25 protein-coding genes, 1 pseudogene and 1 other annotated feature are annotated in these 26,169 nt (G+C 42.5%); of the genes and pseudogenes, 16 read left to right on the top strand and 10 right to left on the bottom strand.

Features of this window, described 5'->3' with window-relative positions; all coding sequences use genetic code 11:
• The first annotated feature begins 6 nt into the window (after positions 1-6).
• Positions 7-219: a binding site (T-box leader), on the top strand.
• Between the two features lie 70 nt (positions 220-289).
• Positions 290-1,720 carry a proline--tRNA ligase gene (gene proS, locus AM500_RS14195; RefSeq protein ID WP_053599806.1) on the top strand — a complete coding sequence of 477 codons (1,431 nt, stop codon included), beginning with the start codon at positions 290-292 and terminating at the stop codon, positions 1,718-1,720.
• 58 nt (positions 1,721-1,778) lie between these two features.
• Here proS and AM500_RS25535 read toward each other — a convergent pair whose 3' ends face one another.
• Both AM500_RS25535 and AM500_RS14190 read right to left on the bottom strand, forming a co-directional pair.
• Positions 1,779-1,952 (bottom strand): hypothetical protein, encoded by a 174-nt coding sequence (locus AM500_RS25535; RefSeq protein WP_156319821.1) that lies wholly within the window; start codon positions 1,950-1,952, stop codon positions 1,779-1,781.
• Positions 1,953-1,972: 20 nt separating this feature from the next.
• The gene (locus AM500_RS14190; protein ID WP_053599805.1) at positions 1,973-2,173 is read right to left on the bottom strand and encodes a hypothetical protein; all 201 of its coding nucleotides are present in this window, start codon (positions 2,171-2,173) and stop codon (positions 1,973-1,975) included.
• 96 nt (positions 2,174-2,269) lie between these two features.
• Here AM500_RS14190 and AM500_RS14185 point away from each other — a divergent pair, with 96 nt between their 5' ends.
• Positions 2,270-2,839 carry an HAD-IA family hydrolase gene (locus AM500_RS14185; protein ID WP_053599804.1) on the top strand — a complete coding sequence of 190 codons (570 nt, stop codon included), beginning with the start codon at positions 2,270-2,272 and terminating at the stop codon, positions 2,837-2,839.
• Positions 2,840-3,091: 252 nt separating this feature from the next.
• On the opposite strand, the gene AM500_RS14180 is transcribed toward AM500_RS14185, so the two are convergent.
• Positions 3,092-4,258, bottom strand: a complete 1,167-nt coding sequence (locus tag AM500_RS14180) for a TIGR04053 family radical SAM/SPASM domain-containing protein (protein ID WP_156319930.1) — start codon at positions 4,256-4,258, stop codon at positions 3,092-3,094.
• 453 nt (positions 4,259-4,711) lie between these two features.
• On the opposite strand from AM500_RS14180, the gene AM500_RS14175 reads away from it, so the two are divergent.
• On the top strand, positions 4,712-5,704 hold the full coding sequence (locus tag AM500_RS14175) for a C40 family peptidase (RefSeq protein ID WP_053599802.1): 993 nt from the start codon (positions 4,712-4,714) through the stop codon (positions 5,702-5,704).
• A gap of 80 nt (positions 5,705-5,784) precedes the next feature.
• Here the strand turns inward: AM500_RS14175 and AM500_RS14170 are convergent, their stop codons facing one another.
• Together AM500_RS14170 and AM500_RS14165 are read right to left on the bottom strand one after the other, a co-directional pair.
• Positions 5,785-6,123, bottom strand: coding sequence for a DUF3243 domain-containing protein (locus AM500_RS14170; RefSeq protein ID WP_053599801.1), 339 nt, complete (start codon positions 6,121-6,123; stop codon positions 5,785-5,787).
• Between the two features lie 66 nt (positions 6,124-6,189).
• Complete coding sequence (locus tag AM500_RS14165) at positions 6,190-6,522, bottom strand: hypothetical protein (protein WP_053599800.1); 333 nt, start codon at positions 6,520-6,522, stop codon at positions 6,190-6,192.
• Positions 6,523-6,665: 143 nt separating this feature from the next.
• On the opposite strand from AM500_RS14165, the gene AM500_RS14160 reads away from it, so the two are divergent.
• A complete protein-coding gene (locus AM500_RS14160) occupies positions 6,666-7,499 on the top strand; it encodes an STAS domain-containing protein (RefSeq protein ID WP_053599799.1) in 834 nt (277 codons plus the stop codon).
• Between the two features lie 43 nt (positions 7,500-7,542).
• On the opposite strand, the gene AM500_RS14155 is transcribed toward AM500_RS14160, so the two are convergent.
• Positions 7,543-8,391 (bottom strand): manganese catalase, encoded by an 849-nt coding sequence (locus AM500_RS14155; RefSeq protein WP_053599798.1) that lies wholly within the window; start codon positions 8,389-8,391, stop codon positions 7,543-7,545.
• 259 nt (positions 8,392-8,650) lie between these two features.
• On the opposite strand from AM500_RS14155, the gene AM500_RS14150 reads away from it, so the two are divergent.
• Together AM500_RS14150 and AM500_RS14145 are read left to right on the top strand one after the other, a co-directional pair.
• Positions 8,651-9,058 carry a DUF2243 domain-containing protein gene (locus tag AM500_RS14150; RefSeq protein WP_442854012.1) on the top strand — a complete coding sequence of 136 codons (408 nt, stop codon included), beginning with the start codon at positions 8,651-8,653 and terminating at the stop codon, positions 9,056-9,058.
• Positions 9,059-9,148: 90 nt separating this feature from the next.
• Positions 9,149-10,045, top strand: a complete 897-nt coding sequence (locus AM500_RS14145; RefSeq protein ID WP_053599796.1) for an NAD-dependent epimerase/dehydratase family protein — start codon at positions 9,149-9,151, stop codon at positions 10,043-10,045.
• A 639-nt stretch (positions 10,046-10,684) separates the two neighbouring features.
• On the opposite strand, the gene AM500_RS14135 is transcribed toward AM500_RS14145, so the two are convergent.
• The gene (locus tag AM500_RS14135; RefSeq protein ID WP_053599794.1) at positions 10,685-11,023 is read right to left on the bottom strand and encodes a DUF948 domain-containing protein; all 339 of its coding nucleotides are present in this window, start codon (positions 11,021-11,023) and stop codon (positions 10,685-10,687) included.
• Positions 11,024-11,651: 628 nt separating this feature from the next.
• Here AM500_RS14135 and AM500_RS14130 point away from each other — a divergent pair.
• From AM500_RS14130 to AM500_RS14095, 8 genes and pseudogenes are all read left to right on the top strand, one after another.
• Positions 11,652-13,184, top strand: a complete 1,533-nt coding sequence (locus AM500_RS14130; RefSeq protein ID WP_053599793.1) for a carboxypeptidase M32 — start codon at positions 11,652-11,654, stop codon at positions 13,182-13,184.
• 120 nt (positions 13,185-13,304) lie between these two features.
• Complete coding sequence (locus tag AM500_RS14125) at positions 13,305-14,756, top strand: PstS family phosphate ABC transporter substrate-binding protein (protein WP_231688003.1); 1,452 nt, start codon at positions 13,305-13,307, stop codon at positions 14,754-14,756.
• Positions 14,757-14,780: 24 nt separating this feature from the next.
• Entirely contained in the window at positions 14,781-15,059 is a 279-nt protein-coding gene (locus AM500_RS14120; protein WP_053599791.1) for a hypothetical protein, read from the top strand.
• A 191-nt stretch (positions 15,060-15,250) separates the two neighbouring features.
• The gene (locus AM500_RS14115) at positions 15,251-15,451 is read left to right on the top strand and encodes a PLD nuclease N-terminal domain-containing protein (protein WP_043932738.1); all 201 of its coding nucleotides are present in this window, start codon (positions 15,251-15,253) and stop codon (positions 15,449-15,451) included.
• The gene (locus tag AM500_RS14110; protein ID WP_053599790.1) at positions 15,451-16,359 is read left to right on the top strand and encodes an ABC transporter ATP-binding protein; all 909 of its coding nucleotides are present in this window, start codon (positions 15,451-15,453) and stop codon (positions 16,357-16,359) included. Before AM500_RS14115 ends, AM500_RS14110 begins: the two co-directional genes overlap by 1 nt.
• Positions 16,356-17,135 carry an ABC transporter permease gene (locus tag AM500_RS14105; RefSeq protein WP_053599789.1) on the top strand — a complete coding sequence of 260 codons (780 nt, stop codon included), beginning with the start codon at positions 16,356-16,358 and terminating at the stop codon, positions 17,133-17,135. The genes AM500_RS14110 and AM500_RS14105 overlap by 4 nt, the downstream gene beginning before the upstream one ends.
• Before the next feature lie 146 nt (positions 17,136-17,281).
• Positions 17,282-18,466, top strand: a complete 1,185-nt coding sequence (locus AM500_RS14100) for a M20 family metallopeptidase (protein ID WP_053599788.1) — start codon at positions 17,282-17,284, stop codon at positions 18,464-18,466.
• Positions 18,467-18,765: 299 nt separating this feature from the next.
• A pseudogene (locus tag AM500_RS14095) lies at positions 18,766-19,610 on the top strand (aldo/keto reductase).
• 66 nt (positions 19,611-19,676) lie between these two features.
• Here the strand turns inward: AM500_RS14095 and AM500_RS14090 are convergent.
• Both AM500_RS14090 and AM500_RS14085 read right to left on the bottom strand, forming a co-directional pair.
• Positions 19,677-20,231 carry a hypothetical protein gene (locus AM500_RS14090; RefSeq protein ID WP_053599787.1) on the bottom strand — a complete coding sequence of 185 codons (555 nt, stop codon included), beginning with the start codon at positions 20,229-20,231 and terminating at the stop codon, positions 19,677-19,679.
• A gap of 254 nt (positions 20,232-20,485) precedes the next feature.
• Positions 20,486-21,937, bottom strand: a complete 1,452-nt coding sequence (locus AM500_RS14085) for an alpha-amylase (protein ID WP_053601730.1) — start codon at positions 21,935-21,937, stop codon at positions 20,486-20,488.
• A gap of 585 nt (positions 21,938-22,522) precedes the next feature.
• Here AM500_RS14085 and AM500_RS14080 point away from each other — a divergent pair.
• Both AM500_RS14080 and AM500_RS14075 read left to right on the top strand, forming a co-directional pair.
• Positions 22,523-23,401 carry an SMP-30/gluconolactonase/LRE family protein gene (locus AM500_RS14080; RefSeq protein ID WP_197282704.1) on the top strand — a complete coding sequence of 293 codons (879 nt, stop codon included), beginning with the start codon at positions 22,523-22,525 and terminating at the stop codon, positions 23,399-23,401.
• A 125-nt stretch (positions 23,402-23,526) separates the two neighbouring features.
• A complete protein-coding gene (locus tag AM500_RS14075; protein WP_053599786.1) occupies positions 23,527-23,928 on the top strand; it encodes a hypothetical protein in 402 nt (133 codons plus the stop codon).
• A 40-nt stretch (positions 23,929-23,968) separates the two neighbouring features.
• Here the strand turns inward: AM500_RS14075 and AM500_RS14070 are convergent, their stop codons facing one another.
• The gene (locus AM500_RS14070) at positions 23,969-26,071 is read right to left on the bottom strand and encodes a transglycosylase domain-containing protein (RefSeq protein ID WP_053599785.1); all 2,103 of its coding nucleotides are present in this window, start codon (positions 26,069-26,071) and stop codon (positions 23,969-23,971) included.
• Positions 26,072-26,169: the final 98 nt, after the last annotated feature.

The raw sequence follows: 26,169 nt of genomic DNA, 5'->3' as shown, positions 1-26,169 counted from the left end.
TTAACATAAGAAACTATGATGGGGAATAGTAAAATGGATTTGCGCCTTTCCAGAGAGGAAGCCGATTGCTGAGAGGTTTCCAGGCTGCACATTTGAACCTGCCCCGGAGTTCTGTATCGGGCATATTAGCGAAGATACGGCGGAATGTTCCGTTATACGATAAGTGCGCAGGGATTTCCTTGCGAAATAGGGTGGTACCGCCAGGCCATGGTCCCTTTTTTTAGGGATTATGGCCTTTTTTGTATGGATTCGGAAACGGACGCAGCCACTTAAAAAGGAGAGATAAAACATGAAAAAGGAATTTGTAAAAAGTATCACTGCAATGGATGTCGATTTTGCGCAATGGTATACCGATGTTGTCACAAAAGCGGACTTGATTGATTATTCATCAGTCAGAGGATCGATGATTATTCGCCCATACGGCTATGCCCTATGGGAAAACATCCGGGATGCACTTGATGCACGCATAAAAGCTACCGGACATGAGAATGTATATATGCCGCTTTTTATTCCTGAGAGCCTGCTTCAAAAAGAAAAGGACCATGTCGAGGGTTTTGCTCCTGAGGTTGCCTGGGTGACACACGGAGGTTCTGAACAATTGGCTGAACGCCTTGTTGTCAGGCCGACTTCCGAAGTTCTTTTTTGCGAGCATTATAAAAATATCATTCATTCCTATAGGGATTTGCCTAAGCTATATAATCAGTGGGCTAACGTGGTAAGGTGGGAAAAAACAACTCGACCGTTCTTGCGTACACTGGAGTTCCTATGGCAGGAGGGGCACACTGCCCACGAAACCGATGAGGATGCGCATGAAGAAACAAAGAAGATGCTTGATGTGTATGCGGATGTACTTGAAAATATCCTGGCAATTCCAGTTATAAAAGGCCAAAAGACCGAGAAGGAAAAGTTTGCTGGTGCTAAATTCACATATACTGTAGAAAGCCTTATGCATGATGGCAAGGCTCTTCAATCAGCGACATCCCATCATCTAGGGAATGGTTTTGCGAAGGCTTTTGGCATTCAATTTTTAGATAGGGATGGGAAGCTGCAGCATGTCCATCAGACGTCTTGGGGCTTCACAACCAGGGTAATTGGTGCGTTAATCATGGTTCATGGTGATGACAGGGGGCTTGTTATCCCGCCAAAGGCAGCGCCAACCCAAATTATGATCGTGCCAATTGCTCAACATAAGGAGGGTGTATTGGACTTTGCCTACACTCTTAAGGATAAATTATCTGCCGCTTTCAGGGTTGGTATTGATGCGAGTGATAAACAACCTGGCTGGAAGTTCAATGAATATGAAATGAAGGGTGTTCCTATCCGGCTGGAAGCAGGTCCCCGTGATATTGAAAAAGATCAGGTTGTCCTCGTTAGAAGGGATACTGGTGAAAAAATTGTTACTCCGCTTGAAGGTCTGGAAGAAAAGCTTACATCACTGCTTGATGAAATTCAGAGCAACCTGTATATAAGGGCGAAGGACTTGCTCGAAAAGAAAACATCTACTGCAACAGCCATGGAAGAATTTAAAGCACGTCTTGAAGACAATCCAGGCATGATTAAGGCAATGTGGTGTGGAAAGCAGGAGTGCGAGGACAAAATCAAGGAAGAAACAGGAGCTACATCAAGGTGCATGCCGTTCGAACAAGAAAAGGTCTCTGAAAACTGTGTTTGCTGCGGTGACAAGGCTGAACACCTGGTAGTCTGGGCAAAGGCTTATTAAAAATCAAAAAATCCCGTTCCTCTTAAGCAAGGTACGGGATTTTTTGTGGCTACACTTATTAGCCATCTTTCGTCTTCTCATCAGAGCTGCTTTTGTTTTCTGCTATGATTTTTTCAATTTTCTTGGTATCACCTTTGGCGTTGATAATGCTGACCAAGTCTGTCATGTTTTCGGCAATTTGCTCATCATCAAGGCGGTCGCTGTCTGTTAAGTGTTTCTCGTCTTTATTCATTACTTCACCCCTTGAATGGCTTATTCTTCAAATTCTTCCCGATCCTGTTTTTCCGGATCTGTGTAAGGGCTATTTTCACCTGAATTATTAGTCGGACGATCACTTTGCTTGTTGCCTTCTTCATCGACTACAGGCGGGGCTGGATCTTCGGCATTACCGCAGCCAGCAACACCAAAAATAAGGAATAGTGCGGCAATGCCTGCTTTTCCAATTTTAAGCATAGGCTACCTCCATCTTTGCTGTTTTAGTATTTATATACCCATAAATCGGGATATTTAACAGGAAAAAGGAAACTGTCTAATAGGAGAGGAAATTCAATGAATTTTTTATGGGATTTTGATGGAACAATATTTGATACATATCCTTCTTATTCAAAATTGTTTAGTGAAATTACCGGAAATCGTATTTCAGAGGAGGAGGCGTTTGCCCAGCTTAAGGTTTCGTTTGGTCATGCCTTTTCACATTTTGAACTGTCAAATGAGGAGAGCACCCGAATGAGAAGGGAAGTCAGGCTGATTGGCATAGATAAATTCAAGCCCTTTCCTGGAGTGAAAGAGGTCTTAAAGAAGGCAGAAATAAACGTCATCATGACTCATAAGGAAAAAGAGGATGTCGACAAAGTCCTGGAGTATCACGGACTGAGCGGCCACTTTACGGAAATTGTCGGACAAGAAGATGGTTTTCCGAGGAAGCCGGATCCTGCCGCATACCGATATCTTCATAACAAATATCAGATTGATCTAGCAATTGGTGATAGGGCGCTTGACCTTGAACCAGCGCGCATTCTTGGTATCCGGACACTTTCTTTTCAGAATAGGGATGCTAAAGCGGACTTTTACCTTGATGACTATCGTGACTTTTCTGAAAAAATAGTGCCTCTGCTCTGAGGGTAATTAACCTAAAACGATGACCTGATGCTTTTTCAGTAATAGAGAGGGGTTCTCTGTGCCCAAACCGAGGTGTCCGAGTCCCAAAAGGTAACAGAGAAGCTCTATCAGTGCCCAAACCGAGGCCCAAAAATAGAGTACAAATACACCGAACACACAAGGTCCAAGAAGGATTTGTCAAACCAAAATAGCCCTATCCATAATGAAAAAAGACAGCCTATTTTTGGAGGCTGTCTTTCTCATGGTGATCATTTAAACTGTTACTGCTTCTTTGCCGCGCATTGCTTTTGGAATGTATACGCAATATGGTTCGCTTTCCATATAGTCACCTGTGACTGCATATGTCCTCGAGCGGGAGCCGCCGCAAATTTTATTGAATTCACAAACCCCGCATTTGCCTTTGTATTTATCAGGCTGGCGAAGGTTTTTCAATACATCGGATTCTCGATAAATAGTTGCAAGCGGCTGCTCACGGACGTTTCCAACCACAATTGGAAGAAGTCCGCTTGGCAGTACATCCCCAATATGGTCGACGAAAATAAAGCCATTTCCATCATTTACGCCTTGAGGGGCACGCTTCAGGCCGTCGATGATGCCTTCCTGGTCCATGGTCATTGTATCTTCATAGCGAATTTCTCCGCGGTCAATTACATGATCACGGGCTTTTTCCTGAAGAACAACCCTGCGGTAATGCTGGGCTGCGGTCGTTTTAATATCATATGGAGCAGTTTTACTAAGCTGATACAGCCAGCGGAACACTTTTTCATGCTCAGCAGGAGTAATACACTTGTCTTCCTGGCCGCGTCCTGTTGGCACCAGAAGGAAGATGTACCACATAACTGCGCCCAATTCAGCGACAAGCTTTGACATTTCTTCTAGATGGTCATAATTATAACGGGAAATAACTGTATTGATTTGTAATGGCATTTCAAGCTCGTTCAAGTATTTAATTTTTTCAATCGTCATATCGAATGATCCAGGAACTCCCCTGAAAGCATCATGAATTTCAGCGTTTGGCGCATCAAGGCTAAAGCCCCAGCGTGAAAGTCCTACATCTTTTGCCTGTTTCATTTTTTCCTTTGTAACATTGTCAGTAGCACTTGGTACCATTGAAACTCGCATACCTTTTTTGACAGCGTAATCAGCAAGCTCCATCAAATCCTCGCGCATCATACAATCCCCGCCGCTGAAAACGAGCATAGGGTTGCCCATGTCATAAATCTGGTCAATAAGATTAATTCCTTCTTCATGATTCAGTTCACGTGGATCCTTCGTTAATTGAGCATCAGCGCGGCAATGCACGCATTTCAGCTGGCAAGCCCTTGTAACTTCCCAGATTACGATAAATGGGTTTTCATTATAGTCCATTTTCGGTCCCAGACCCATATTCCCATGCGGATGTCCGCCTGGGTGTCCCATTCTATGTGGGTGGCCGCCTGGATGCCCCATTTTTTGTGGATGTCCCATACCTTGCATTATCATCACCATGCTTCTCTGAATTTTAGTCATGCATCTGTTCTAGTAACCAACATAAACATGATGTTCTATACGTTAATTATAAAAGTTAAAAACGAGGAAAAAGGAACCGGATTGTTACGATATTTCTACATTACTGTGCCAAAAAATAAAACAGTATAGCAGAATAGAATATTAATATATTACATTTTGGTTACAGAAATATTTCATAAGAAGAATGGAATTAGCAGGGAAATCCAGTTTTAATGGGGATTTGAGGAAATTCTTCCATGTAAAATAAGGGGATATCTTTTCCTGTAGAGGACAATTTTACCTATCTGTCCAAAATTTAGAGGTGTTATTTGGGTTTAAACTTCCTTTAAGATGGAAATACAAACAAATTTAGGAGATGACACCATGAAAAAACAACTTACAACTTCAGCCATTGCAGCAGGAATTCTTTTTAGTACATTTAGTGGACAAGCTAGCGCTTCTGAAATATATAAAGTGAAATCTGGGGACAGCCTTTGGAAAATCTCGAAAAATTATAATCTGACAATCTCTCAATTAAAACAGTGGAATTCACTATCGGGTGACACAATCTATGTAAATCAATCACTTAAAGTATCAGCCCCCGAATCAACTACTTCAACTGTAAAAGCCTCTTCAGCTACTTATACAGTTAAATCTGGTGATACATTATGGGAAATTTCGAGAGACTATAACACAACTGTCAGCAAGTTAAAATCTCTAAATGGCCTATCCGGTGACACAATCTATGTTGGCCAGGTATTAAAAGTTGAAGGTACAGCCTCAGTTGCTTCAGCACCGACAGTTACAAGCACTTCAACATCAACATCAACATCAACATCAACGTATACAGTAAAATCAGGCGATACATTGTCAGAGATCGCGGTAGATTTTAAAACGACTGTATCCGCAATTAAATCTCTCAACAACCTTTCAAGTGATACCATTTATGTTGGGCAAACTTTGAAGGTTTCTGGAACAGCATCATATACTCCAGTTAGAACAGCAACTGTACAAACTTCATCCACTGTTGATGCTTTAATCGCGGAAGCGAAAAAACATCTTGGCTCACCATATCTTTGGGGCGGAAATACTCCTGCTGGATTTGACTGCAGCGGCTATCTGAAATATGTTTTCGCAAAGGTTGGCGTTACAATTCCGCGTACAGTTGCAACTATCTGGGATGCAACAAAACCAGTCTCTTCTTTAAAAGTGGGGGATCTCGTTTTCTACACAACCTATAAGGCTGGTCCTTCCCATGCTGGTATTTATCTGGGAAATAATAAATTCATTCACGCTTCTTCTTCAGGTGTAATGATTACTGATATGTCTAACTCCTATTGGAAGCCTCGTTATTTGGGTGCAAGGACTGCTTTGTAAAAAAAGAACATAAATCTGATAGTTTTCCATACCCAAACTTATTAAAATTGAAACACCGGCGAAATTTCGCCGGTGTTTATTTATTCACTACCCGCCCATTTTACAAGCATATGTGCAAGCATATGGCGTTCTTCTTCATTCCCGGCGTTCCAAAGCTCCAATAACAGTGCTTCTTCACGGTTTTGCGGCTGGGCATTATCGGCAAGATAATTTGCGACCTTTTGGGCTCCAACGGCTAACTGCTCCTCATCCATCCCGAGCCGCTTGCCAAGTTCTACACGTTTGCCAAGATAGTTTTTAAATTCGTTAAAATCTTGAAGTTTATCATACATTTGATCCTGATCGATTCGGTCAACAACTTCATCTACTTTTGAGGCATCAAAATCGCCATCTTTGTGCATTGCATGGTCCTTTTCCATATGAAATCCCTCCTAGCATTTGTGTATCCCTCCTCTTTTATCCAAAAGGAAATACTGTCAAACATGCTATCCCAGGTTGTCGTGGTTAGAAGGGATGTATACATCTTGCAGAAAAACAACCTCCTTGAAAAAGCTTTTAATTAGCAGCCATCTAGCAGGATAGGTTTTTATAAAATCTTCAGCACACTCATTTGAATAGATTATGAGCATATTGACATGTCTTGAATGTTGCCTAAGGTCGAAGAGAAGGGCATGGAAATTCGTATAATGGGTATATAGCTGAAAGGGGTTTAATTTAACTGTCTTAAGACCTTTTACCCTTAGGAAATTATAAAGTAATTGCTTCTGTTGGGCTGAGCCAATCAAGCAATCTTCATTAATAAATACTATTGCATCCATATAGTTCTCCCAGTATCATTGATATAAACAGTTATTGGCAGAAATTTATAAAAATATTCATTTTTACCAATAGCTTCAAATTTTTCATTGCAGGCAATTCATGATACTGTGAATTTAAAATCAACAATAGTAGGAGCGAAAAAATGCCTATGAAACTAAGTGAGCTTAAACAGCATTTTAGCGATAAAATCGAAGAGAATAGTGAGTTGCTCACCGAAATATTAATGAAAGAAATGTCCCAATTCTATAATTATGAATTTGTAAATGAGGAAGCAAAAGAACGTACCACACGATACTTCTATGATTTAGTCAGGATGGTTTCCGAAGGGCTGAAAGATGAAGATGTAAAGGAGCAGGCGTTTAAATGGGGAGAAGGGATTGGCTTTTATTCTGTTGAAAATAATGGTGACCTGGGCAACACCATTAAAGGCGCTACGGTTTATAAAAATGTAATATGGTCGTTTATTTTTGAGGAAGGCAAGAAGATTAACGCTGAACCTGACGACATGCTCCATGTAATCAGTGAGATAGACCATATTTTTAATATGATGGTTCATGGCTTTAGTACTGCTTTTACAAGCAATGCGGAAAAATTATTAAAAGAGTCCCGGGATCTTTATCTAAAAATTTCGGTACCCATTGTTCCTATTACACAAAAGCTGGCTGTCCTGCCGCTGATTGGTGAAATAAATGAAATGCGCTCAGAAACCCTGATCGTTGACACCCTGGATACATGTGTTAATAAAAGACTGGAAACATTGGTTATCGATTTATCCGGAGTAGTGGAGGTAGACCTGATTGGAATCGAAGTGTTATTCAAATTGCTCCGGTCCCTAAACTTGCTGGGTGTCAAACCGGTCATTACTGGGATGAGGGGAGAAATCAGTAAGACCTTCGTAAACCTCGGAATCAATCTTGAAAATATCGCAATTCATAGCAATCTGGAGCAAGCATTAAAGGAATTGGAATTTTTTTAAACACAATAAAGGCTTCCGTCATTTTTGACGGGAGCCTATTCTATTATTCTTTATGAAGTTTGCTTTGTTCCATATCAAGAGGAAGGGTGTTATGGACATTTGGCGGGGCAGGAGCTAGCTCCGGTTTCGTTCCTTCCGGCTTTGGCTCACTCACATACTGATACTCGCCCTGGCCGTCCAGACTTGGCCCCTCGGCCCAGCGCCCTGTGGCACTTTGCTCGCCAGCAGAGAAGTTATAAAGATTGTAGGCGACATCAAGCCGCTCCTTCTCGCGTGGGAATGTACTTGGTGTCAATTTGCCTTCAATCTCCTCAAGCTCAGCAATAGCTGCCATCCATTGATTTTGGTGATAGGCATCTCGGGCAATTAATACAGACAAGAGATCCTTTACACCTCGGTCATCAGTCATTTCATACAATCTTACTGCCTGAAGCCGGCCTTGAGATTCTGCATGAAGGTTTGAACGGAAATCGGCTAGAAGGTTTCCACTTGATGTAATGTAACTTCCCATCCATGGATTGCCGACACTATCACTAGGTCGTGCACCAAGCCCTGATACAATGACATGCTGCGGATTCATTCCGCCCATGATGGCACCAATCAATGGGTCTTTAGCTGCTTCCTCCTGTTCGGATACAGGAGCTTTATCAAGGAGTCTGGCTACAAGAGTTGCCAGCATTTCTACGTGGCCGATTTCCTCGGTCCCAATATCGAGAAGGAGGTCTTTGTACTTCTCATTTCCGCGAGTACTCCAGCCCTGGAAAAGGTACTGCATGGCAACAGTCATTTCCCCGAATTGACCGCCTATGAGTTCCTGAACCTTTTTTGCGAATAACGGATCCGGCCTGTCCGGTTTTGCCTCAAACTGGAGTTCTTTAATGTGATAAAACATATTATTCCTCCTTTCAATGGTAAAGCACCGGGATTGCTATCCTGTGCACAAGAATCTATTACCCTTATGAAGAGACAAAAAACGGGAAATTGTACCAAAGATAGTTGGGAAATGTTGGTCAGATTGGACCGTGATACCCAGTTTTATTTGGGTTTATGCAGTTGGTAATCCGGCAATAATGGCTGTATGAAAAAGGAAGGGGGCAGCTCCATTGAAATCATTTTGGGGACCGTTTCTATTTGGAATTGGGATTATCGGGATGCTGGATGGAATTATTCTCCACCAGCTCTTGCAATGGCACAGTATATATATGCATACAAACCGTGAAGGCCAGATTTTCAGTGATGGACTATTTCATTTATTTGTTACGGTTGTCATCTTAATTGCCGGTGTATTAATGTGGCAGGATAATACATCAGGGAGAAAGGGAAGCCTATATACATTTTGGGGCAGTTTTTTGTTAGGTGCCGGAGGTTTTAACCTGGTTGAAGGAATTGTAAATCATCATTTGCTTCGTATTCACCACGTAAGGCCATATAGCCCATACTCGGTTATTTATGATTTAAGTTTTGATGGCATTGCGATTCTGATGCTTGGGATTGGCTGGTTTTTATATAAGAAAGGAAAACGGATCGCCCAGTCAGTAACAACTAAAGACAGAGCTTAAAGCTTTATAGAGATATCTTATCATTTCAAATTACCTAAATTAATTCGCGTCTTTTATAATATAGATAAGATGGGGAAGGAGGATTTATAAATGAAAAAGGCATTAGTATTAGGAGGAACGCGGTTTTTTGGCGTGCATTTAGTGGAGTCATTGCTGGAGAATGATTTTGAAGTTACAGTGGCGACTAGGGGAAACACAACACCGCGCTTTTCTAAAAAAGTAAATTTGATCGTTGTTGACCGTACAAAACCAGAAAGCGTCAAGCGTGCTTTTAAAAATACAAAATGGGATATAGTATTCGATCAAATTTGCTACACACCTAATGATGCTCTTCTAGCAATAGAGGTTTTCGGAGAGAAAACTAAAAAGTATGTTTTCACTTCGACTAAGTCTGTATATGACAGCCTGGATTCTAAGCCATCTTATGTGGAATCTGACTTTGACCCATATACATATAACTTTACCTTGGACAGCAATAATGACCTTGCATATGGGGAAGGAAAGCGGCAAGCAGAGGCAGTGTTCTTTCAGAAGGCACCGTTCGATGTGGCCGCAGTTAGAATACCAATTGTTATGGGACCGGAGGATTATACTGGCAGGCTTGATTTTCATATTAAAAAGGTTCTTGCAGGAGAAGATATCTTTTTCCCGGATATTGAAGCCGAAATGGATTATATCCTGTCAAAAGAAGTAGGCCGTTTTATCGCCTGGGCTGGTACCTCCGATGTTACTGGTCCAATTAATGGGAGTTCCAATGGAACGGTAAAAATGAAAGAAATTATTTCTTTAATTGAAGAGGCCACTGGAAAAAAGGCCCACCTTGCAAAGGAAGCAACCGATGAAAATCACTCTCCATATGGAGTTAGAGCCTCATGGATAATGAGCAATGAAAAAGCGAGGGGAAAAGGATTTGAGTTTTCCGACGTTCATCAATGGCTCCCAGATTTAATTATGAAATCTGCCGAAAAGCTTGATAATAAAGGATAAATTCAGAGGACTATCAAACTGCTATCACTTTGAAAGCAATTGATAGCATAGTGTTTAAAATTAAAAATACCATAACCGTGGCTAAAGAGTTCTATTTTTACCAAGAGAACTTAATCCAAATAACTCTGCATAAAAAAGTCCAATTCGCAACAGGATTGGACTATTTCTTTATGAATGAAAGAAGGAGCATTGGTAATCCGAAGGAATAGTAATTGTATGGTATATATAGAAAGAGGTGCCTGGATGTCTTTGTTCCTATCTATTGTTTGAAGTGCAATCCTAGGGTTCTTTTTATTTACTATTGGTCCTCTAGAAATCGCTGGTATCATGCCTTTGGTATTATAGTAGGCAGTATTTTCAGAGGACTATATCTCCTAAACGATATTCATAAAAGAATCATTTCAGCTTACCCAGCCAAAGATAAAGTACAACAAGCCTATGAGGATTATAAGAAAAAATATTGGTTCAATGTAGTTTTGATATACCTCAATAAAAAATTGTTATAAAAAAATGCTTGGAGCTGCTCCAAGCATTTTTCTTAGCTTATTTTTTCGAATTGCCTTGTAAGTTTCTTGTGTTAAATGGAACGACCATTATTTCTAAATTTACTCTTTAAAACCAGACAGTAGCAGCGGGTTTTTAATATGCAGGTCCCCTAGACTTCTTTTTTTGGGATGCTTTTGACAGCGGTTTGATTTTAACCAGTTTCTTAAAGGTATTGAGAGTCCTTTTACCGGCCTCGGTAGTGAATTGAATTGCTTCTTTTTTATAGTCGATATCTTCCTTGATCTCCTGCTGGCTTTCAGTTAAATACGTAGTTTCGACTTTTATCGTATCAACTTTGCGCTGAATCCTGGCAATCGTTTCATTCAATTGGTTAATGGCTGGCTTTGATGCTTTCAGTGTTTTAAATGCTGAAAACCCAAGATAACAAATTGCAGCCAGAAAAATAGCTATACTTACATAAACGATGAACATAGATGTTTGCCTCCTTGTCTCTATTTCCTTTATTTTTACCCCAAATTAACTAATAGGTAACGTAAATCAGGAATTTCCATAGATCTTATGAAACCTCAACCTTTAAATTTATGCAGTGTTAAATAACATGTTTATTTCCACTCCAGGCGCTTCGCTTTCCACGGGCGGCCTAGGAGCCTGTCTAGCTGCGGCTCCTAGCTCCTCGAGGTCGCTTCGGTCCCTCATTTGAAGTCAAAGAGCGACTTCTGCTTCAGGCCCTCCAGCGCTTGTCGCAGCTGGGCAGTCGCCTCGCTTTTCTATCTCCTCGGCGCGAGCGCCTGTTGGGGTCTCCCACTGACCTTTTCTCCCGTAGGACGTTGATAACCACCATGAAAAGACATCGCAGGAGAAAATGCGGTTTTTGCATTTTCGAACGAGTCTTCGCGCCCTCCGCTACAATCAACTTTTTAAAAAAAACAACATGTTCCTTAAACACAGCATAAATTTAAGAAATCAAATTCTTTCTTAAAGAATATTAAATATTTACAGAAAATTGAAAGTATACTGTAAGTTGTGGTTTAATTAATCCACAACATCATGAAAAAGACAAAAAGAATGCTGGTTGAGCACAAAGGGGGATTTTATACATATGGAACAGAAGGTTGCGAGTGGTTCACTTCAGGAAAAGATTCAGCACTTTAAAGCTCTGGACGAAAAGATTTCTCATTTTTCAAGTATTGCCGGCCTGACTGATTGGGATCAGAAGGTCATGGCTCCGAAGAAAGGCCGTGCCAGGTTCGCAAAAGCGATTGGGACTCTCAGGACTGAGGCATTTAAGCTTTCCATTTCAGAAGAAATGGGACGATTGTTGGAAGCGCTGACCAATGAAAAGGCCCAAATGGTACTGGACGAGGTTACAACTGCCCAGGTGCGCGAACGGAATGACTTTTATCAACGTTCAAAAGCTATACCTGAGGAGATGTTCAAAGAATATTCCATCCTGACTGCCGAGGCAAATGACGCTTGGGAGTTTGCCAGAGAAAATAATGATTTTGCACATTTTGCGCCATATCTGGAGCAAATCGTTGCCTTCAAACGGAAATTTGCTGAAATCTATGGATATGAAAAGCATCCATACGATGCACTGCTTGACGAATATGAGCCTGGATTTACGGTCGAAAAACTTGACTCACTGTTCTCTGCCTTGAGGCAATCAAGTGTTGAATTGCTGAATCGGATCAAAGAGTCGCCCAACCAAACACCAGCACATATTTTTGATCAAAGGTTCGATATTGAAAAACAAAAGGAATTCAATCGATATATTCTACCCATTATAGGGTACGACTTGGAAGCAGGGAGGCTCGATGAAACAGTACACCCATTCGCTCTTGCAATAAATACAGGTGATGTCAGAATCACAACAAGATATCTTGAAGATAACGTCTTAAGCGCGCTTTTCGGAACCATCCATGAAGCAGGCCATGGCAAATATGAGCAAAATATTGATAAAAAGTTCGAAGACACCGTTCTTGCCAGTGGAACTTCATTTGGAATTCATGAATCACAATCAAGGTTTTTAGAGAACATGGTGGGCCGAAGCAGGGAGTTCTGGAATTATTTCTATCCAAGACTAGTTGAAATGTTCCCGGAACAGCTTGGGGATGTAAAGGAAGAGGATTTCTACCGGGCGGTAAATACTGTTAAGCCATCTCTTATCCGGATAGAAGCGGATGAATTGACCTATAATCTCCACATTATGGTCCGATACGAAATTGAGAAGGCATTGATTGGCGGGGAACTTGAAGTCCATTATCTTCCTCAAGTATGGAATAAGAAGATGGAAGAATATCTTGGTGTTGTTCCAGAATCAGATAGCGAAGGAGTTCTGCAGGATGTGCATTGGTCATTCGGCGGTTTCGGATATTTCCCGTCCTATTCGCTTGGGAACCTGTATGCTGCCCAAATCATGAAAGCTATTAAAAAGGATGTCCCTGATTTTGAAGCGGCTATTTCAAAGGGCGACTTTACGTCAGTGGATGCCTGGCTAAAGGAAAAAATCCATCAATATGGTGCACTCTTTCGTCCAAGCGAACTAATCGTCCGCGCTACTGGTGAAGAGTTGAATGCCAGCTATTTGACAGAATATCTGGAAGAAAAATACACAAACGTTTACAAATTATAATGTTGTAAAAGAGGGCCCAGTGCCCTCTTTTTACGTGGGGAAATTTAACCAAAAGTATTGCGCTCCCCTTCACCTTTAGTGTAAAATTACACTAAATAAACGGGTTGGGGGATGGAAAAATTGAAAAGGAATACGGTTTTGGTGGTAATGTTCTTTATTGTTGCACCACTGGTACTTTCATTTGGTTCACTTGGAATTATGATGGTACGGAACGAAGAGATTGGATACCCTGTGCTTTTGTTGTATATTGCAGGGGCTGTTTTTGCAGCGCATCAGTTTGCGAAAAACGATAAAGCATCCATATCGCAGGCTGCCAGGTATATACCGGTCGCCATCCCTGCTTTTGTGGCAGCATTCCTGGCTGCTTTGTTAATGATTATTACAAAAGGATTTTTAGGGGCTGATTGGTGGGGAGTCTATGTTTTTGGATTCTTTCCTTTTTTACCAAACAGTTTTATTACTTTTTTGACCGGACAGCATATAGCGGGATTGTTGGCGCCATTCCTCTATTATTCCACTTTCCTGGTAAGCTATATGGTCTATTTTAGGAATAACCCCCTGAGGATGGGTGCTATCTTTTCTGGTACTACGGCCTTTATAGTATGTTTTTCAGTGATAGGCATAGTGCACTGGCAAAGGAGCCAGGAAGTTCTCCCATCATACGGCTTTGAATATGGCAATGGCTATTCAAGTGTTGACCTGGAACCCTATTACGTAAATTATCCAGACAACAGGCTTCCGAGGCTGGATGAACCAGCTTCATTCCAAATTGATAAAAAAGAAGAAATGCCCGTCCTCGACGGAGCGGAGGCTGCATTCCCAGTTTATTCAGCATTCGCAAATGAAGTGTATTCAGGTATTGGCGATGAAAATTATGATAAAAAAAGGCAAGTAGAGATTGTCAGCTTTACGAATACAATTTATGCGTTCGAACGGCTGGTGAATGGAGAAGTAGACGTGTTCTTTGGTGCACAGCCATCCCAGGCACAAAAAGAGTTGGCCGAGCGGTCCGATAAGGAGCTTGTAATGACTCCAATCGGCAAGGAAGCATTCGTTTTTTTCGTAAACAGCAAAAATCCTGTAAATAACCTGACAACCGATCAAATCAAAGGTATTTATTCCGGAAAAATAACAAACTGGAGCAAAGCGGGCGGGAATGATGATAAAATTATAGCCTTTCAGCGCCCTGAAGATTCAGGGTCGCAAACAATCATGCAGGTGGTCATGGGGGATACGCCTTTAATGAACCCCTTGAAAGAAGAAATTATGGGGATGGGTGACCTGATAGAGGAAGTTGCAAACTATCGCAACTATAAAAATTCGCTTGGTTATTCGTTTCGTTTTTTTGCAACCGGCATGAATCCGAATAAGGAGATTAAACTGATATCTGTTGACGGGATTGAACCGAGTGAGGAAAACATCCGCTCCGGGAAGTACCCGTTTGTAGTAAACCTTTATGCGGTCACTTTAAAAGACAATCCAAATAAAAACCTAAAGCCTTTCCTCGAATGGATGGAGGGTCCACAGGGTCAGTACATTGTTGGTGAAATTGGATATGTTCCACTTAATTAGAGGGTAATGGGGAGGAGTGGCAGGATGTTAGATACCGTGTTTTTTTTCAGTGCAATCACGTTGTTTCTTGTAGCAGGAATCGTTTTTTCATTCATTCGCATTAAAAACAAATACGAGAAGCATGGGATTTTTTTTACCGGAATAAATTCAATCCTGTTTTTGTTATGTTCCTATCTGTGGTTCTTCGAAATTGCAATAGACGGAATTAGCCAGGTTCTCGGAGTACTCATGTTTGGAATTGCTGCAGTCCTGCTCACCGTGGCTGAAATCTTGTTTTGCCATTATAGAACGAAAGAGCATTAAGAGGGGGTAAGACCCCTCTTTTTTTAGTTCTAAAATAACAGGCAATCCTTAATAAACTTTGGTTATATCTACTTATTACTAAATCTTTGAAAATTTTATTATCAAAAATGAAAATAATGAGTAGATTTTTTGTAAACTCTTGATATACTTATTTTAGATTAGGTGGAAAGTCACGAATAGGGGGATGTTTTATGGAAGCTTTAGAAGGAATTAGCTGGGGTTTGCTGCTTCCGGTGCTGTTGATTTCACTACTGTTGCTAGTGGTGGCGTTGGTTGATCTGATTCGTATAGAGAGGACGAATGGTCCTAAATGGGTTTGGGCAATTGTTATAGTCGTTATTACCACATTCGGCCCGATTCTTTATTTTGTTTTTGGAAGGAGAAATTACTGATGCCTCTTGTCCAAATTGATGGGCTGAGGAAAAACTTCAAGGGGAATGAAGTCATCAAGGGCCTTGATTTTGTTTTAAAAAAAGGAAAATGTACAGCTTTGCTTGGTCCAAACGGGGCCGGAAAGACAACAACACTGCGGATGCTGTCTGGATTAATGGAACCTTCTTCTGGAACTATCGTGTTCAACGATGCTCAAAAAGGCGAGGATATCCGAAAGTTTATAGGGTATCTGCCACAATATCCAGTATTTTATGACTGGATGACAGGTTCAGAGTTTCTTAGTTATGCCGGGAGGCTTGCAGGTCTCTCGACGAAAGAAGCGAAACAGCGGACGAGTGAATTATTGGAATTGGTAGGGATAGCAGACGCCAGCCGAAGGGCCGTAGGCAAATATTCGGGGGGTATGAAACAGAGATTGGGGATAGCACAGGCACTCATCCATCGCCCAAAGCTGATCATGCTTGATGAGCCAGTTTCAGCCCTGGATCCATTTGGACGGAGGGAAGTCCTTGAACTATTGGAAAAACTGAAAAGAGAAACAACAATCCTTTTTTCGACTCATATATTGAATGATGCCGAAGAGGTTTGTGACGAGCTGCTTTTTTTACATAATGGGCAAATCGTCGAATCAGGAACAATGGATGATTTGAGGAAGCGCCACAGCGAGTCCAAAATTGAGCTGCAATTCAAAGATAAAGCAGAAATTTTTGCCTCATCCTTTACTTCCTATCCATTTGTTCAAAATTCAAATGTCATTGGCAGCCAGCTTAATGTTTACGTGAGCGATATTGACCTGGCCAGGAGAGTCTTTTTAAAGGAGGCGGCAGACCACGATGTGCCGCTTACAAAGTTTGAAACAAGCAGCATGACATTAGAGGACATTTTCATGAAGGTGGTGGCAATATGAAACAGTGGCTAACCCTTTTTGAAAAGGAAATCCTCGAGATGTGGAGAAACTTCAAGTGGATTTGGGTTCCAATAACGTTCATCCTGCTCGGAGTCCAGGAACCATTAGTCAGTTATTATATGCAAGATATCCTGAATGCCGTTGGCGGTTTGCCAGAGGGGTCAGAAATAAGTATTCCGGAACCTAGTCCTCCAGAAGTTCTGATTGTAAGTATGTCCCAATATAACACATTTGGAGTACTCATTGTCGTCCTTATAACGATGTCACTAGTCGCTGGGGAACGAAAGAGCGGAACAGCAGCTATGATCCTTGTAAAACCCGTTTCGTATAGGTCGTTTATCACTGCAAAATGGGCAGGAATGCTGCTGCTTGTGTGGTTGTCGTTTTTCATCGGGTTTATAGCTTCCTGGTATTATACCGGACTATTGTTTGACTGGGTTAATATGGGTAACTTTTTTGGCGCCTTTTTCCTTGAAGGTTTATGGCTGACATTTGTTGTGACTGTAGCAATCTTCTTCAGCTCCCTTTTCTTTGTTTCCGGAGCAGCTGGCTTTGCTGCGCTTGGTTCTGTCATTTTACTTACAATTGTCAGCAGTACTCTTTCCCATGCGCTTGAATGGAGCCCGGCGCAGCTATCCGACTATGCTGGAACTTTTGTTGTTGAAGGCAGCTTACCGCAACATTCAGTTATGGCAGCTATACTCGCGGTAATTGTTATTGTAATTTTACTTATTCTTTCAATCATTATCTTTCGAAGGAAGGAACTAGCTGCCTAATAAAACGCCATCCCGTCTTCCCTGAAGCGGATGGCGTTTTTTAAATGATTTTCAGCAAAAGGTTTTGCTTTAAAACAATGACGCTTTGCTGTAAAGTATAAGTATTTAGAATAGCGAAATATTTAATTGTTGGAGGAGATTCATACATGGGTACAAATGCAACGATAAATTTAAATCAGCTGGCAGAAAGCATTACAGGCCAGGTCATTGAATGGAGAAGGTATTTACATAGCAATCCTGAGTTATCTTTTCAGGAAGAAAAAACGGCTCAGTTTGTTTATGAAACTTTGGAGTCTTTTGGTGGACTGGAATTATCCCGTCCGACAAAAACAAGTGTAATGGCCAGGCTGATTGGCAGCCAGCCAGGCAAGGTGCTTGCAATTCGTGCAGATATGGATGCACTGCCAATTACGGAAGAGAACGATTTTGATTTTGCTTCCAAATCTCCTGGCGTCATGCATGCCTGCGGACATGATGGACATACAGCAATGCTGCTGGGAGCCGCCAAAATTTTGAGCGGCCTTAAGGAAAATATAAAAGGTGAAGTCCGCTTCCTTTTCCAGCACGCTGAAGAAATTGCCCCTGGTGGTGCAGAGGAAATGGTTGAGGCTGGAGTCATGAACGGCGTTGATCTTGTTATCGGAACCCATCTATGGTCACCATTGCCATTTGGAAAAGTAGGTGTTGTCTATGGACCGATGATGGCTTCACCAGATGCGTTTTGGATTACGGTAAGGGGTAGAGGCGGCCATGCTGCATTGCCGCAGCAGACGATTGATTCGATTGCCATTGCTGCACAAGTCGTGACCAACCTGCAGCATATCGTTTCTCGAAACACGGATCCACTTGATAATCTTGTTTTGTCAGTAACCCAGTTCACTGGCGGGACAACCCACAACGTCATACCGGGGTCTGTGGAAATGTGCGGAACAGTGCGCAGTTTTGATCCCAAGCTTCGCGAAACAGTTCCTGCAACAATGGAACGGGTGATAAAAGGGATTACCGAAGCGCACGGTGCGACATACGAGTTCAAGTATGAATTCGGTTATCGCCCGGTTATCAATGATGCGGAAGTCACAAGGGTAATCGAGGAAACAGTTCGCGAAGTATTTGGTGAACAGGCACTTGATTTAATGAGGCCAAATATGGGCGGTGAGGATTTCTCAGCGTTTCAGCAAAAGGCTCCTGGTGCGTTTTTCTATGTTGGGGCGGGAAATGAAGAAAAAGGTATTACCTATCCACACCATCATGCGCGTTTCACCATTGATGAAGATGCGCTTGAGATTGGTGTAAAGATGTTCCTAAATGCAACATTTAAGTTTTTAGTGTAATGCACAGGTTTATGCCAAAACCAGTTTCATAAATAAACATACGATAAAACGAGGGACGATTCTTTCCAGCCACGATTGACAGGGGTCATCGGTTCTTGAGGAATTACAAAAAAGCCGTACAGCACCCATGCGCGTACGGTTATTTGTTTTGGAAATACGATAGAATTCAGGCACTAAAAAAGTTGTTCAGCATAACACTTTGTAATTGCTATCATGGAAATAGAGTGGCATGATAAAAATGTTTAGCGGGACAAAGTAGTCCGCTTGCATATACATAGAAGTCTTAGGAGGAATAGCAGATGACAGCAACACATTTGCACGATACTGTGGCACTTCATAATGGTGTTGAGATGCCTTGGTTTGGGCTCGGCGTTTTCAAGGTGAAGGAAGGCCAGGAAGTTATCGATTCTGTTAAGGCAGCGATTCGCAATGGCTATCGGAGCATTGATACGGCAGCTGTTTACAAAAACGAAGAAGGCGTTGGCCAGGCATTGAGTGAAGCACTTGAGGAAAATGGATTAAAAAGAGAAGATATATTCGTAACTTCAAAGGTATGGAACTCCGATCAAGGATATGAGACAACTTTGGAAGCATACGAAGCAAGCTTGCAGCGTCTTGGGCTGGAGTATCTCGATTTGTATCTGATTCACTGGCCGGTGAAAGGGAAGTACAAGGAAACCTGGCGCGCGCTTGAGACATTATATAAAGAAGGTAAGGTCCGGGCAATCGGGGTCAGCAATTTCCATGTTCACCATTTGAAAGATATCCTTGAGGATGCAGAGATTAAGCCAATGGTTAATCAGGTCGAATTACACCCCCATTTGGCACAGGTCGAACTTCGAGAATTCTGAAGGAGCAGGGCATCCAGTTTGAGGCATGGTCTCCGCTTGCACAAGGACAGCTTCTAGAAAATGAAACATTGAAGGAAGTCGCGGGTAAGTATAACAAATCCGTTGCTCAAGTAATTCTTCGATGGGATCTTCAGCATGGCGTTATCACCATTACAAAGTCCATTAAGGAAACGCGGATTGTTGAAAATGCCTCAATTTTCGACTTTGGACTTTCAAGCGAGGATATGGCAAAAATCGATGCTTTAAACAAAAATCAACGTGTCGGTTCCGATCCGGATAATTTTAACTTTTAAAAGTATGCATTAATGCCTGTGAGTAAACAAAAAGGTGGTTTCCTAAAATAGGAGACCACCTTTTTGTTAATAGTCACTGACACCATCCAAAGAATTCATTGCTTCACGGAGCGTTATTTCGGCAGGTTCAACATACAATGTGTCAAAGTGTTCCTTCATTAATCCTTCAAGCGACTCTGAACTTTTGCTGATTCGCTCAAGGTTCCGTTTGAAATCATCCAAACGGGAAATAAGGGCTAAATCGGACTCGCCTTCAAAAAGTAGATTGACGATTTCTTCGGTTGATTTTTCCATTGATAAGGCTTCCATTCTAAGCCTTTCGTATGCATCTGCTTGATCCAGGGAATCCTTCACTAGTTCTAGCCTGGCTTGTAATTCGTCTGATTGTTCCTGTTTCTTGACTATTTTCATTTCTGCAAGTGCTTGTTCATACGCTTCCCTTGCTTCAAGGAGTACTTGCCGGTCAATTGCTGAAAAAGCATTTCCGCCGTATGTTTCAAACCGTTTCTCATAATCGGTTTCATTTTGAAGCAGGATGCTCTTTTTCTCTGCCAGCTGGACTAGCTCCTCGGCAGTCTCGAAGGTGCATCCTGCCAACATCATTCCGAAAATAACCGTCACAACAAACCATCTTATCCTGCTCGTCTACATAGCGACATCCCGCTTTCATTGGAAAAATAAGGTGTCTTTCACTCTACATTATACAGGTATGAAGAGAGGAATGAATGGTCGTATTTGGCAGATTTTTTACACTTATATTGATATGGTTGGCTTTAAAACCCAGTTAACGTTCGAAAAAAGAGACTATACTCCTAACTGAATTTGCGGCTAAAGTGAACTAGGCGTGTTCATCCCCAGATGGCATCGGCCATTTTTCACAAAAGGGCCCAGACAGAAAGGCTGCCTGCGTTTACTGTAAAAGTGGCCCAGCCGTCTTCTTCAATAGTAATTTCATCCTGGCTGTGCCCGGTGAGATCACGCCAATTTTCTCCTGCGCGGTGCTCGCCGACGTACATTCGTTTTTCTCCAGCGTCTCCATTTGAAATGAGTACTGCGCAACCAGACTTTTCGATTTCATCAGTGCCTTTTCGGACCCAGCCGATTGTATTGGGATGATCGAAATAATCGTCCTGATCGCCATATGCTTTTGTTTTTCTTGCTTTGAGCAAGGCGTTGAGGCACTCTTTTATGCCTGGCTTTGGCTCTGGCCCGCCGATTCCAAAGTAATCTCCGTAAAATACGCACGGATAACCGTCCTGCCTGAGTAAAATGAGCGCATAGGCACTTGGTTTGAACCAATCTTCGACCCAGGATTCAAGCGCCTCATGGGGCTGAGAATCGTGATTGTCGACAAATGTGACAGCATGGGTGCCGTGTGAATTGACAAGCGTATCGTGGAAAATGGTGGTTAAATCGAAATCCCGTCCAGCTTTTGATGCAGCGTGCAATTTATAATGTAGAGAAACATCGAATAGGTCAATGTTAAAGTCGACGATATCAAGGTATTGCTGGCATGCCTCAAGGTCTGGTTTCCAGAATTCCCCGACAAAGTAGAAGTCTTCGCCTCGGTGTTCTGTCAAAGTATGAACAAAGTCATTAATGAATTTATGGTTAATGTGCTTAATCGCGTCCAGCCTGTATCCATCACAATTTGTTATGTCAGCAAGCCATTTGCCCCAGCTGATCATTTCATCATGGACGTCCTGATGGTCATAATCATAGTTAGCGAACATCAAATAATCATAATTTCCAAATTCATCATCAACATGATCGCTCCAGGATTTATTTTCACCGAGGATTCGGAAAATACCGGTTCGTCCTGTTTTTTCATCATAATCAGTGCCGTTGAAATGAGTGTAGTTCCACTTGAAGGTGGAGTATTTGTCGGCTCTGTCCTGAAAATCGAAGCGCGTCCAGCCATGTATTTCGAACGGTTCAGAGATGACTTCGTTCCGATTCAGTTGGTCGACTTCAACAACTTCGAATTTCTCCATCGCATCGGCACCTGCTTTATGGTTCATAACAACATCAATGTAAACTTCCACACCGTGGTCATGGCAGGCTTTGATTGCTTCGAGGAGTTCATCCTTGGTTCCGTATTTTGTCCGTACCGAGCCCTTTTGATCAAATTCACCAAGGTCGTATAGGTCATAGGGGGCGTAGCCATTATCTTGAGCTGTTGTTGCCTTGGTAACTGGAGGAATCCAAACCGCATCAATCCCCATATGGGTGAGAGCTGGAGCCATTTCTTTTAGGCGCTTCCAATGGCCTCCATCTGCGTCCAAATGCCATTCAAAAAACTGCATCATCGTCTTATTTTTTTTCATCATGCAAATCCTTCCCCGTTATAAGCTATACATACTGTTAACAATGTCTTTTACCCAAATGAAACCAAACTCAACCCTTTGAAAGCGGTTACCAAAAAATTTTGACAAATTGGTCAAAAATCGTTTGCATTCCTGACATAAATCGCATAAGGGGGACTTCGATTTTCGGATTATAATGAAGATACACAGTACATGGGAAGTTAGAAGAAGAAAACAGGGTCCATGGGGAGGAGACCGAAATGCTAGTAAAAAAGTGGAAATACGTAGTAGTGGCTCTTATCGTAATTGCCGCCATCATGGTCTACTATCAGGCAACACATATTACTCTGTTGGATTTTTCAGGGAGCTATTAAGGCGTATCGTTTAGATGTGCATCAAATTAGTGTAAGCACATATGAAGTCCCGGTCAACGCGAAGTTTCTTAATTGTTATGAGGAGCTTGAAGAACATGTGGCAATGGATGATTAAAGATTCTTACAAACTGCCGGGCAGATGATGCCTGGCAGTTTTTCGATATAGAGAAGGTTTGCTTATGTCTTTTAAAGGTTAAAATCAGGTAGGACGTATTGAATGAGGAGGGTCATGATGATTGGAGATGTGGAACTTTTTATAGATTCAAAGTCGGTGCTTGGTGAGGGGCCGAGCTGGGATAAAAAAACCGGTGAATTGTATTGGGTTGATATTGAAGGAAAGATGATTCATAGCTTCAACCTTGAAAGCGGGGAGCGCCGGACCATTGAAGCAGGACAGCGTATTGGCGCAATTGTACCGAGGGAATCCGGAGGAGCCGTCGCCGCGCTTGAAAACGGCTTGTATTATGTTGATCTCGAACTGGAAAGCTTTGATTTAATTATCAATCCTGAGGGTGATAACCCGGATATTCGTTTTAACGATGGGAAATGCGACCCGATGGGAAGGTTTTGGGTTGGGACGATGAGTATGAGCGGCAAGGAAGGCCAGGGGTCGCTTTATTGCCTGGAAACCGATGGCATTCTTACTAAGAAGCTTGATGGACTTGGCATATCAAATGGCCTCGCCTGGTCGCCTGACCATAGGTTTATGTATTTCATCGATACGCCAACACGAAATGTCGTTCGATTTGAATATGACCTTGAAACGGGCAGCATTCGCAATCCCGAGATAGCGGTAACCATTCCGGAAGGGGAGGGCTTCCCTGACGGTATGACGATTGACAGCGAGGGCCGCCTCTGGATTGCTCACTGGGGCGGAGGAAAGGTATCGTGCTGGAACCCGGCAACTGGAAATTTGGTGACCGAAGTTGAAATCCCGGCACAAAATGTGACGTCGTGTGCATTTGGCGGGGAAGACCTTTTGGATTTATATGTGACAACTGCCCGCGATGGAATGTCTGAAGAAGAATTGAAGAAGTACCCGAATGCCGGAGGAGTTTTCAAAGTGAGGACCGCTACAAAAGGCTTGCCAAGTTTTCAATATATGGGCTGAGTTGGTTGTTTTGTTTTGATGTTTTTTTAAAAAAGAAATAATATCCCAATTAATCAGTTTAATTTTTCCAATCAGAGGTAAAGGGAAAGGTAGGAACATAAACTGTTGAAAAAGGGGATGTGTCTATGGAGTGGGCGGCTGTTGCAATTGGAGTGTTGCTCGTATTGATCCTAATTGAAGAAGTAGGCCAATATTTTTGGAGAAATCGGCTTTACGACAAATGGATCAGCCAGGAAGACACATCTGAGATTGAAACAACTGTTGTTGGAACCGAACAGGTTCAGAAACCGAATATATTTTATAGATTAGCTCAGGGAGCAATCCGTTCGTTCTTTTACCTTTTGCTTGTTTTGGTAAAAGTGTTGAGAATCGATAAGGCTTATAAGTATATTGAAGTAAAACTTGAGGCCCGCCGCAACGAAACAAAGAAAACCGAAATCAGAAAAATTTCATTCAAGCAGCCTGTCGAAGGACTAAAGCATATCGTAACTACAATCAAACGGCACAAAAAAAGCTCGTCCCATTAAGGGATGAGCTTTTTTAGTATTCAAAATCACTTAATCATTTCTATTGGAGCTCCTTGATTTTATCCGCCAGCCTCCCGAAGCCTTCGACGACTGAGTCCACACCACGTCCGATTGCTTCTCTCCATTCAGGCGCTTTTTCCTTGATAGTTTCTTCCGCAGCTTCAGCGGTTTTGCTGACTTCTTCTCTGAATTTTTCTGTTTTTTCGAGAAAATCTCCAGTTGATATCAAAGGATCAGCTTTTTCGCCAGCAGTATTTATACCAAAGGATTCTTCTTCTAAAAAGGGCTTTGCCTCCTTCATTATTGCACCGAAGAGAGGCGCTGCGCCTTGTGATGAACCAGTAGTCAAGTAATGCTCACGGTCGGTACGGTCATAGCCAAGCCAGATGGCACCTGCAACTTCAGGTGTATAGCCAGCAAACCACTGGTCCTTTATACCATTAATGTCGGCATACGGAAGCTGGGTAGAACCAGTTTTACCGGCGATATCAAGACCCTGCACACGCGCAGACCTTCCAGTTCCTTTTTCAACCACTCGAAGCAGCATTGAGGTCATCTCACGGGCTGTTCCTCTTGAAGTTACCTTTACTGACTTCTCATCGTGACTGGCAATTTCGTTCCCAGTCGGACCGACGATTTTCGTAATAAAATGGCTTTCATTCCGCTCGCCGCCATTCGCAAGTGCAGAATAGGCTGATGCAAGCTGGAGAGGGGATATGCCATGGTGCATGCCGCCAAGCGCGAGTGCAAGGTTCCTGTCTTCCTTTTGAATTGGAATACCGAATTTCTCCGCTGTTTCCGCACCTCTGGAAACCCCGATTTCGTTCAGAAGCCAGACGGTTGGCACATTGAGCGACTTTTCAACCACTTCATACAGCGGAACTTTGCCTAGAAAAGTCCTCGTAGCGTTTTCCGGTTTGTAATCCCCGAATGCCATCGGTTCGTCCATAAGTTCAGAATCTGCCGAGTAGCCTTCCTCCAGAGCAGGTGTGTAGACAGCAAGAGGTTTCATCGTTGAACCTGGCTGTGCTTTCAATTGGGTCGCGCGATTGAAGCCACGGAAAACATGCTCGCCGCGCCCGCCGACAACAGCCAGAACTCCGCCTGTTTTTGGCGATACTAGAACGGCCCCGCTCTGGACAATCTCGCCGCCCCTCCCGCGCGGGAACAGCCAGTCTCGTTTATAAACATTCTCTAGTGCGGTCTGCAAGTCTGGATTCATTTGAGTATAAATGCGATAGCCTCTTGTTAAAATTTCATCCTGTGTAAGGCCGTATTTTTTGACAGCCTCATCAAGGACTGCGTCAACATAATAAGGGAACTTCCGTTCAACTGGTGTTCCTCCGCCATCATTTAAGTTTATTTTTTCGGAAACTGCCTGCTTGTGTTCCGTATTCGAAATCTTTTTTAGTTCCTTCATCTTCCCAAGAACAATATTCCGGCGATCCAAGGCTCGGTCGTAATTCCTGAACGGGTCATAGGCCGAAGGTGCTTTAAGCAGGCCAGCCAGTACAGCTCCTTCGCTGATTGTTACTTCGCTAATATCCTTATTGAAGTATTTCTTGGCTGCCGAGCCGATTCCATAGGCTCCGCTTCCGAAATAAACCTGGTTCAGATACATTTCAAGGATTTCATCTTTTTTATAGGCATCTTCAAGCTCAGCTGCCAGGAAGAGTTCTTCAGCCTTCCTTCTATACGTCTGTTCAGGTGAGAGGAGTGCGTTTTTGGCGAGCTGCTGGGTGATTGTGCTGCCGCCGCCCGTTATCTGGCCTGCGAACAGGTTTCCAAAGAACGCACGCGCTATTCCTTTTATATCAAAACCGTTATGCTGATAAAACCTTTCATCTTCAATTGAAAGAACAGCATCCTTTACATGCTGGGGGATTTCCTCAATTTTAGTACCCCCAACGCGGTTTGCGGTAATTTGCGCCGCTTTCTTTCCATTTCCGTCGTAAATGACGGTCGACTGGCTCAAACCTTCCTTAAGCGATTCAACATTCGCGCGGCTGGCCAGGAAAGCGAAAAACAAAATAGTTAGTAATATTGTTATGAGTCCAATAAGGAGAAGAATCTGTGTTAAATGCTTCCTTTTCCAGAACCGCTTTATCCAATCCCAAAGGGCAATCAATTTTTCTTTTATCATAAAAAATCTACCTTCATTCACTAAAGTCGTATAGCAGAAGGATACCAAAACGAGCGAAAAAACACAAAAGTGTGGATAGAAAGTGCGTTAATGACACT

The sequence above is a fragment of the Bacillus sp. FJAT-18017 genome, from assembly GCF_001278805.1.
In the GTDB taxonomy this organism is placed as follows: Bacteria; Bacillota; Bacilli; order Bacillales; family Cytobacillaceae; genus Bacillus_D.
Note: the sequence above shows the minus strand (reverse complement) of the source record. Positions and strands in the feature narration are given on the sequence as shown.